This window comes from Candidatus Melainabacteria bacterium RIFOXYA2_FULL_32_9 (assembly GCA_001784615.1).
GTDB lineage: Bacteria > Cyanobacteriota > Vampirovibrionia > Gastranaerophilales > UBA9579 > UBA9579.
On sequence record MFRQ01000166.1, the window covers coordinates 13466 to 21306 of the forward strand.

The window sequence follows — 7841 nt, forward strand, 5'->3', positions numbered from 1 at the left end:
GGTATATTTGTACCAAAAGCCATTATGAATGGTAAAAAGAACAGAAAAACAATACCAGGAAGAGCTTTTCTAAAACATGCTTTAAAGACTGATAGGGTTTTTGCAGACGAAAGTAAATTTAAAATAACTTGTATTGTTAAAATAATAAAGAAAATAGTTATATAAAACCGTAAGTCTTTAGGATTATATAAGTTGGTTTTTATTATAGAAATAAAGATAAAAGCAGTACCCAAAGTAAGTAAAGTCATCCTAATCCATTTAATAAACTTGATTTCCTCAAACCTTAAAGTTAAAAGCCCAAAAGTAATTAGTAATAAAGGTAAGGAAAAATTCTTAAGTATTAAAGAAATATTTAGCAAAATACTTGAGATATAAGCATTTAAAACACTACTTAAAGAATGAGTTCCTGCTGCTGCACCAAATATGGCATAAAAAAATCCTTGTAACCAAGCTACAGGAGATTGAAACAATATAAAATAAATAATTAACCCTATTATAAAACCATTATATAGTTTTAACAGGTTATTTTTCTTATAAGGCATGATAATACTTGAACATAAAAGAAACAAAATACTGGCTGAAAACTTTATAAAAAAGTCAATTCCGATTAAAGCACCACAAGTATAAATTACCAGACTTGCTTTTTTAGATAATTCTTTTTTTCCTAATACCCAGAAAATACAACCTGAAGAGACTAAAATTAAAGCATTATTTAAGCTGTTATAGCCTAAACCACCTGTAAAAACAAAAAATGATATTAAATTCCCAATAATAATAAACAAAAATACAGTAATCTTATTCCATACCAGAATATTATGATTTTCAAATAGGCTTTTAAGCCAAGTCCAAAAGCCTATAAAGAACACAATGCTACTTAGAAGATTAAACATTAAAGAAAGAAGTCTATATACGTATATTTCTGCAGGCAACCAGCCAAATATTTTATTAACAATAATATAATAAGTTGTAGGATGTAGCTCCTGACGGGGATTTGCATATCTTAAGAGATTCACACTCTCATCACACATTAAAATCCCTCTAAATGCAGCACATATAATTCCTAATATAAATACTATAAAAGTAAAAGCTAGAAAGATTTCTACGCCTTTTATAAAATACGTTTTATTTTTTTCAGTTAATTCTTTACCTAAACTTGCGCAATTATTTTCCATACAATTTTTATCCAAAAACTTTTTATTAATCTTATCATCAAATTATAACCCAAGCTCCCACAGATATTCTTGCTAAACTATTAAGCTTAATAATAAATAATCATAAGACTTTACAGGCTTAAAATATGATTAAATTTGGAATTTCTTGAAATCAAGCCAGTAAGGAAAGTATTAATAAATGTTAATAAGAAAAATTTGCTTAAAATAGTTGATTTGCCTTTATTTTTTTAAATACAATCTTAAAAAATCAGGAAATATCGTTTTTTACTAGTTTTAAAGCTTACAAATTAGTGTATTTTAAGTTCTCAGGTTGATGTTAATTTAATAACAAAGTAACTGCAACCGAAATTGTATATATTTAGCATCCAATTCAGACTTATTATGCAACTGTATAGCTTATGTTTTAGGAGAAAAGTATATTGAACACAGTCAATTCTTTTACAAATATAAAAATATTAAGCTTTGGTAGAAACTTAACCCCACAAGAACATAGAAAAAAAGGGCATGTAGAAGCTACTTTTATTTATACAAACGATACTCATGGCTCAATCGCAAATATGGATAAGTTAATAACAGGAATTAAACAAAAACAAAAAGAACTAAAGCCAAAGGCTCCATTAACAATCAGTGCTGGTGATGATTTATTGTATTATAATACCCTCAATAAAAAGTTAGAACAAGATAGAAGACTGTTATTAGTTAAAGCATTAAACCAGATAAAACCTGATTTTATAGCTTTAGGAGATCATGAAGTTGACAACGGTTTAGATCAGTTAGCTGAGCTACTTAGAAAAGCTAATTTTAAAGTTGTATTAACTAATGGAGATCTTGAAGATACACCCTTAAAAAAGTTTAAGAAAAAAATTGCAAAATCTTTCATAGTTGAGAATCCTCAAAATGGTGCTAAGTTTGGCCTGCTTGGTCTAACACCCGAAGATGAAACTTATTATGAGCTAGGAAAATTTGTTGCCGGAGTTAAACGAGAAGAGAGCGAAAGCACTGAATCACTTGTAAAAAGAAGACTTGAAGCAACTATTAACGCTATTCAAGAAGAAATAAAAATATTAGAAAGCAAGGGAATAAATAAAATCGTCCTGGCTTCACATCTGGGTTATGAAAAAGACACACAATTAGTTAAAGATCCGAGAACTGACGGTATTGACATAATTATAGAAGGACATTCTCATGATTCATTTGAAGGTTTTACATACGAGAAAAATAAAGAAGGCAAAAAGCCAAATGTATTATATTCACCGAGTGGTAAGCCCATTATCATAGTACAAGCTGGATGCAATGCAGAAAAATTTGGATTACTTAATTTATGGTTTGATAAGAATGGAATCATAGTTACAAATAAAAATGGAAAAATAGACGGAAAAAATGAACATTTTCTTACAAAAAAAATTGAACCTGATACTAAAATAAAGAAAAATCTTGATAAAACCATACAGAAGATATTTAAAGATTACCCTAGGATAGGTATTGTAAAAGAACCTATAAATCCTATTATATCAAGAGATAAAGAAAATACTCTTTTAACAGCTACATTAGATGGTTTTTTAGAATTAGCTAAGAAAAAGGGAACTGATGATATTAAAGACTTAGACTTAGCTATGATTAATTCTTCTACAGTAAGAGCTGGCATTAATAAAGGAGAATTAAATGAAGGTACATTAAGTCTATCGTTTGTTTTTGAAGTACCAATGGTAAAAACCAAAGCAAGTGAAAAACAAATTGTTGATACTTTAAAATTCGCCCTTGATAAAGGCAATAAGAGAGGGGCTTACGATATACCGCAATTTTCTTCTGCTGTTGAATACCAAATAACAGAAGAACTTGAAGATGGAAAGAAAAAATTAAGCCTTTCAGGTTTAACAATTAAAGGTAAAAAAATAAATATTGATAATCCCGATACAGATAAAAAGTATAAAATTGCAGTAAGACAAATTTACTCTGATACTGATTATTGGGGCACAGCATTTTATAATGACGGTAAAATTGGTGAAAGATGCACTGATACAAATGGTAAACCCTTAAACTACGTTGAAGGATTAGCCAATTATTTGAAAAAACATTGCAAAGACCCTAAAACAGGTGAAATTAACTTGGATACCAACCCGAAAATTATCAAAATAAACAAAACTACTACACCAACATTTTCTGGAAAAAAACTCGTTTTGCAGGCTTAATAAAGATAAAATAACTTTATCAATCTCTTTCTAATTAATGTGTTGATATATATTTAAGTGATATTCTATCAATTTTGAGTCTAATCAATGCACTGTCAATCCCGAAGCTTTAAGTAATACTATTTTGCATTGAATAAAGTATATGGTAATGGTAAAAATTAAAGTGATAAATTTTTCCAGAAGCATAATACAGCTAATTGTGTACTGTCATTGCGAGCACCGTAGGTGCGCGGCAATCCAAATAATATTATACTATCTTTTTTTGGATTGCTTCGTCACTTCATTACATTTCGTTCCTCGCAATGACACTAGGAAAATTTGATTTCTGAATATATTCATATCACTTATTTTTACACCTCTACCCGCATTTTCAAGGCTCCTCCATAAACATACTTTATTTTCATACTCGATAGGCTGCGAATTAGTATAAGGCAATATTTCAAGTATCGTAGATATTTGGGATCTTTCCGGATAGCTATTAAGGAGAAAAGAAAAAATACTTACTGATGTCATGCCGGACGTGTTCCGGCATCTATACAGTTAACGCTTATAGCTTTTATTTGCATACAGGATAGATCCCGAAATAAATTCGGGATGACATTCCACTGTTTTTTAGGTAAAAACTTTTTCTTGTTTACTTAATGCTAAAAGGGTTAACTGGCAAGATGCTGAGATTATAACTTAGTATTGACGCTTATGCTTCAGCATGACAATCTATTTAATCTTTACCATTACCATAAATTTAAAGTAGTGCTCCACAGTAGCTGATAACTTTAGATTATGTCTAATTGCTTCAAAGACTTTAAGCGATAACTTAAGTTAGGTGATGAATATCACCAAAGTTATATTTTCTTATTAATTTCTTCTGTTTTCTCTTTTAATTCAGTGGATTTAGCACGTAATTTATTGATTCCTTTAGGATTAAATACGTCACTTATCGAATTAAGCATTCCTCTAAAAGTATTTAACACACTATTAATTGAATCACTATTCCTGGCAAAATCAGTTCCTTTATTCCTTAAATCCTTAGCCTTATATGAAAAATTAATAACATTATTATTAAAACCGTGTAAGTCAGAACTTATCTCTTTTCTGATTTTCTGAAGTTCATTCTTATCCAATGAGTTTGACACGTCTTTAGTAGTATCATTAAAAGATTTTATATAATCTTTAATTTGTTGATCTATATCTTGATCTGTAAATGCACCATAAAGAGAATTTAAATTTTCACTTTGATCGTTTAAAATCTCTTTAACGTAACTAGAACTTCTGTGCATATTACCATTTGCATCACTTAAAACAACCTTAATATCCCTAACCCCAACAATTGCATCATTAGTACCGTTATTAACTTTCTCGATATTTGATTTCATGATATCAACACCACCCTTACCAAACATCTTAAGAGCATTTTTGCTGCTATCCAGAACAGATTCGGAAATTTCGGTTTGTACCTGCATCAATGAGTTTATTCTTACAGGCTCTGAGACAGTCAGTTTATAATTATCTGTTACTTTTGCTTTAGGTGGCTTTATTTCTATAGACTTGGAACCAGCTAGTCCGGTAAATTGTATACTAATTGTTGATCCACTTGGTACGGTTACTTTATTATTTGTAATTATAAATGTAACATAAACTTCATCACCAATAGGTTCTATCTCTGATACATAACCAACATCAATACCCATTACTCTAACAGGAGCACCTAGTAATAAGCTATCCACATCTCTAAACATAACCTGATGCGTCTGTCGACTATCTAACCTTTGTTTTATAAAGTCTATTCCTAGAAAGACTAATCCTCCTAGTATGATAATCCATATAAAAACTTCCAATAGTAAAAATGATTTCTTTCTCATAAGATAATTTAATACACACTTTTATTCAAATTATTATCAATATCTAAAATATTTACTCAATCTGTTATATTTAATCAAAGATTACACTAAATTCAAAATCTTTCAAAATTAATTTAACTTTATCACTAAAAAGAGTAAGATTATATTTAAAGGATAATACTATTATGGCAGAAAGAGAACATCTATTAATAGGAAAACATGAAGAGCGAGCACCGTGGAAAATATCAGATGTCTTGTTTACTTATGTTTTCATATTTGCATTGTCAATTTTCGCTGTAGGTATATTGCTCATAACTAATATTGATACACAAACCAGCTTATTTCCTGCTCTCCTACAGGTTATAATATCTGTTGCAACTATATCGGTAATTTATCTAATTGTGACAAAAAAATATAATATACACTTTTTTGATGCGTTCGGAATTTCTATACAAAAAATACCTAACGCACTTACAACAGGAATAGTGGTATCAATAATACTAATTTTAAGTACAACTATTATTAGTTATGCGTTTTCAGAATTCGCAGAAGTGCAAAAACAAAACCCATACGGAAATGTCCCCATGGAAAAATTAAGAATCATATCAATTATGGCTGTCTTTATTGCTCCAATAATTGAAGAAATATTTTTCAGGGGATTTATGCAACCAGCGTTAGTAAAAGTTCTCGGGGTTTTTGGAGGAATTTTTGTAACAGCAATGATTTTTGGTTTTTCTCATGCACAATATCTTGGCTATAGTACAGCTTTAGTTGCAGTAATAACTATAGGTTTAATCCTCGGTATTACCAGACACCAAACTGGATCTGTCATGCCAGGAATTTTTGCTCACTTATTTAATAATTTACTTGCAGCAATTAGTTTGCTATTTGTCAATGCACAATAATTATCTTTTCCAGGATTCTTTTAGTTTTTCAATATCCTTCAAACTCAGCTCAGGCTTTTCTGAAGGATATATATTCTCTAATAATTGATACAAATCTATTTCTTCTATAGCTTTGTTTTTATTTCCAACTTTATATAGTGCACGTGCATATTGAATATGAGCGCTTTTATATAAAGGAAATTCTTTTATAGCTTGTTTATATTTAAATATTGCGTCCTGATAATTTTTCTTTTTATAAAACTCCATACCTTCATATACTAAATTTTTAGACAATCTGATTTTCTCTTCTATCCTGTTTAAGATGGAATTAATAATTTCATCAGATTGGTTACTTTGTAATACTTTTAAGAGAGTTTTTGCTTCATACAAATTACGATCAAGAAAAAGACTCTTAGCTAATTCATACTTCTCATAATCAGATAATTTCTGTATTACAAAAGTATCTAAAATTTTCTTGGACATTTTATAATTTCCAAGTAAAAACGCTGCTCTTGATACATTAATCATAATTTGTGAATTTTGATCGGTATTACCTGATATTTCGACCAGTTCCTGTTTAATGGGAGGAGAAATTTCCTGACTGCTGGTCATTTTTACTTTAACTAATGGTATTACCAATTGAGCATAATCAAGATCATCTTCAAAATATAACTTATCTGAATAATAAGTCTTAGAATTAAAATATCCCAAAACCCACTGTGCATAGTATAATTCACAAAGGCCAACTCTTGCTCTTAAATTACCAGAATCTTTTTGTAAAACCTGCCTATATAAATCTCTAGCCTGTGGTAATTTATCCATAATTAAATAATAGTCAGCCAAAGTATTCAATGTTTCCACTGATTTTTCTTCCGTATTATTAACAAGAACAGAGTTATTTTCCAGTTTTGCTGCTATATCAATATTTTCTTTTAGCTGATCTAACCTAACTCTGGCTTCCACATCATCAGGCTTATACCCTAATGTTGCTGAATATTCTTTCACCGCATTATTTGTATCACCCAGCTTTTCATATATATTAGCCAGAATAAAGTGAGCTTTGTGATACTTTCCTGAATTATAGACAGCAGGTTTTTTAAGGAATTTTATAGCTTTTTCATATTTTCCTAATTGATAATATGATTCACCAATAAAATACAGAATTTCAGGATTGGTAAAACCAAGTTCTTCAGAAATTAACAGCTCATCTAAAGCCTTAGAGTCTTGCCCTTCAGATAGATATACTTTTGCAAGCCCAATATGAGTATCAGCAGAAGCAGGATTATACTTAGAGGCAAGCTTAAAATTTCTATAACTCTCTTTTTTGAGGGAATCTGCTTTACTTGAAGGCAAATACTTACCATTTTCTACTCTATCTAAATAAATTTTCCCAAGAATTAAGTATGAATTACTATCAGTAGGATCAATTCCCAATGTTTTTCTTGCAACTTGCTCAGCCTGATCAAGTTGTGAATTTTTGTAAAATAAGCCGGCTGTTAATGAGAAAATTTTTGGATTATTAGGCTCTAATTTGAATGCCTTATTCAATAAGCTTTTAGCTTTTGATAATTGATTTTTACTAATATATATTTCTGCCAGCTCTAAATATGCCCTCGTATTCTTAGGTCTAGTCTTAATCTCATTTGTTAAGACTGTTTCAGCCTCATTGATTTTACCACTGTTAGCGAGATCTCTAGCCAATTCAACTGAATCATGATTAGTACTGCCACTAGCCTTAACCTCTAAATAAAACCCTGC

The 7841-nt window shown here is 29.8% G+C and carries 5 protein-coding genes, 1 pseudogene and 1 other annotated feature (1 of these 7 cut by a window edge); of the genes and pseudogenes, 2 read left to right on the top strand and 4 right to left on the bottom strand.

Annotated elements, in window-relative coordinates; all coding sequences use genetic code 11:
* Positions 1–1172 carry the 5' portion of a hypothetical protein gene (locus tag A2255_04260; GenBank protein OGI16761.1) on the bottom strand. 628 nt of this gene lie to the left of the window's left edge, so the window shows 1172 of its 1800 coding nt (coding positions 1–1172); it begins with the start codon at positions 1170–1172; the stop codon falls past the left edge of the window.
* Between the two features lie 419 nt (positions 1173–1591).
* Here A2255_04260 and A2255_04265 point away from each other — a divergent pair, with 419 nt between their 5' ends.
* On the top strand, positions 1592–3361 hold the full coding sequence (locus tag A2255_04265; GenBank protein OGI16762.1) for a hypothetical protein: 1770 nt from the start codon (positions 1592–1594) through the stop codon (positions 3359–3361).
* Positions 2469–2530: a sequence feature (possible 16S ribosomal RNA but 16S or 23S rRNA prediction is too short), on the top strand. (Overlaps the previous gene by 62 nt.)
* Positions 3362–3613: 252 nt before the next feature.
* Here the strand turns inward: A2255_04265 and A2255_04270 are convergent.
* Both A2255_04270 and A2255_04275 read right to left on the bottom strand, forming a co-directional pair.
* Positions 3614–3874, bottom strand: a complete 261-nt coding sequence (locus A2255_04270) for a hypothetical protein (GenBank protein OGI16763.1) — start codon at positions 3872–3874, stop codon at positions 3614–3616.
* Between the two features lie 329 nt (positions 3875–4203).
* The gene (locus tag A2255_04275; GenBank protein OGI16764.1) at positions 4204–5097 is read right to left on the bottom strand and encodes a hypothetical protein; all 894 of its coding nucleotides are present in this window, start codon (positions 5095–5097) and stop codon (positions 4204–4206) included.
* A 287-nt stretch (positions 5098–5384) separates the two neighbouring features.
* On the opposite strand from A2255_04275, the gene A2255_04280 reads away from it, so the two are divergent.
* Positions 5385–6104: a hypothetical protein gene (locus A2255_04280; GenBank protein OGI16765.1), complete on the top strand. Its 720-nt coding sequence runs from the start codon at positions 5385–5387 to the stop codon at positions 6102–6104.
* On the opposite strand, the pseudogene A2255_04285 reads toward A2255_04280, so the two are convergent.
* A pseudogene (locus tag A2255_04285) lies at positions 6105–7841 on the bottom strand (hypothetical protein).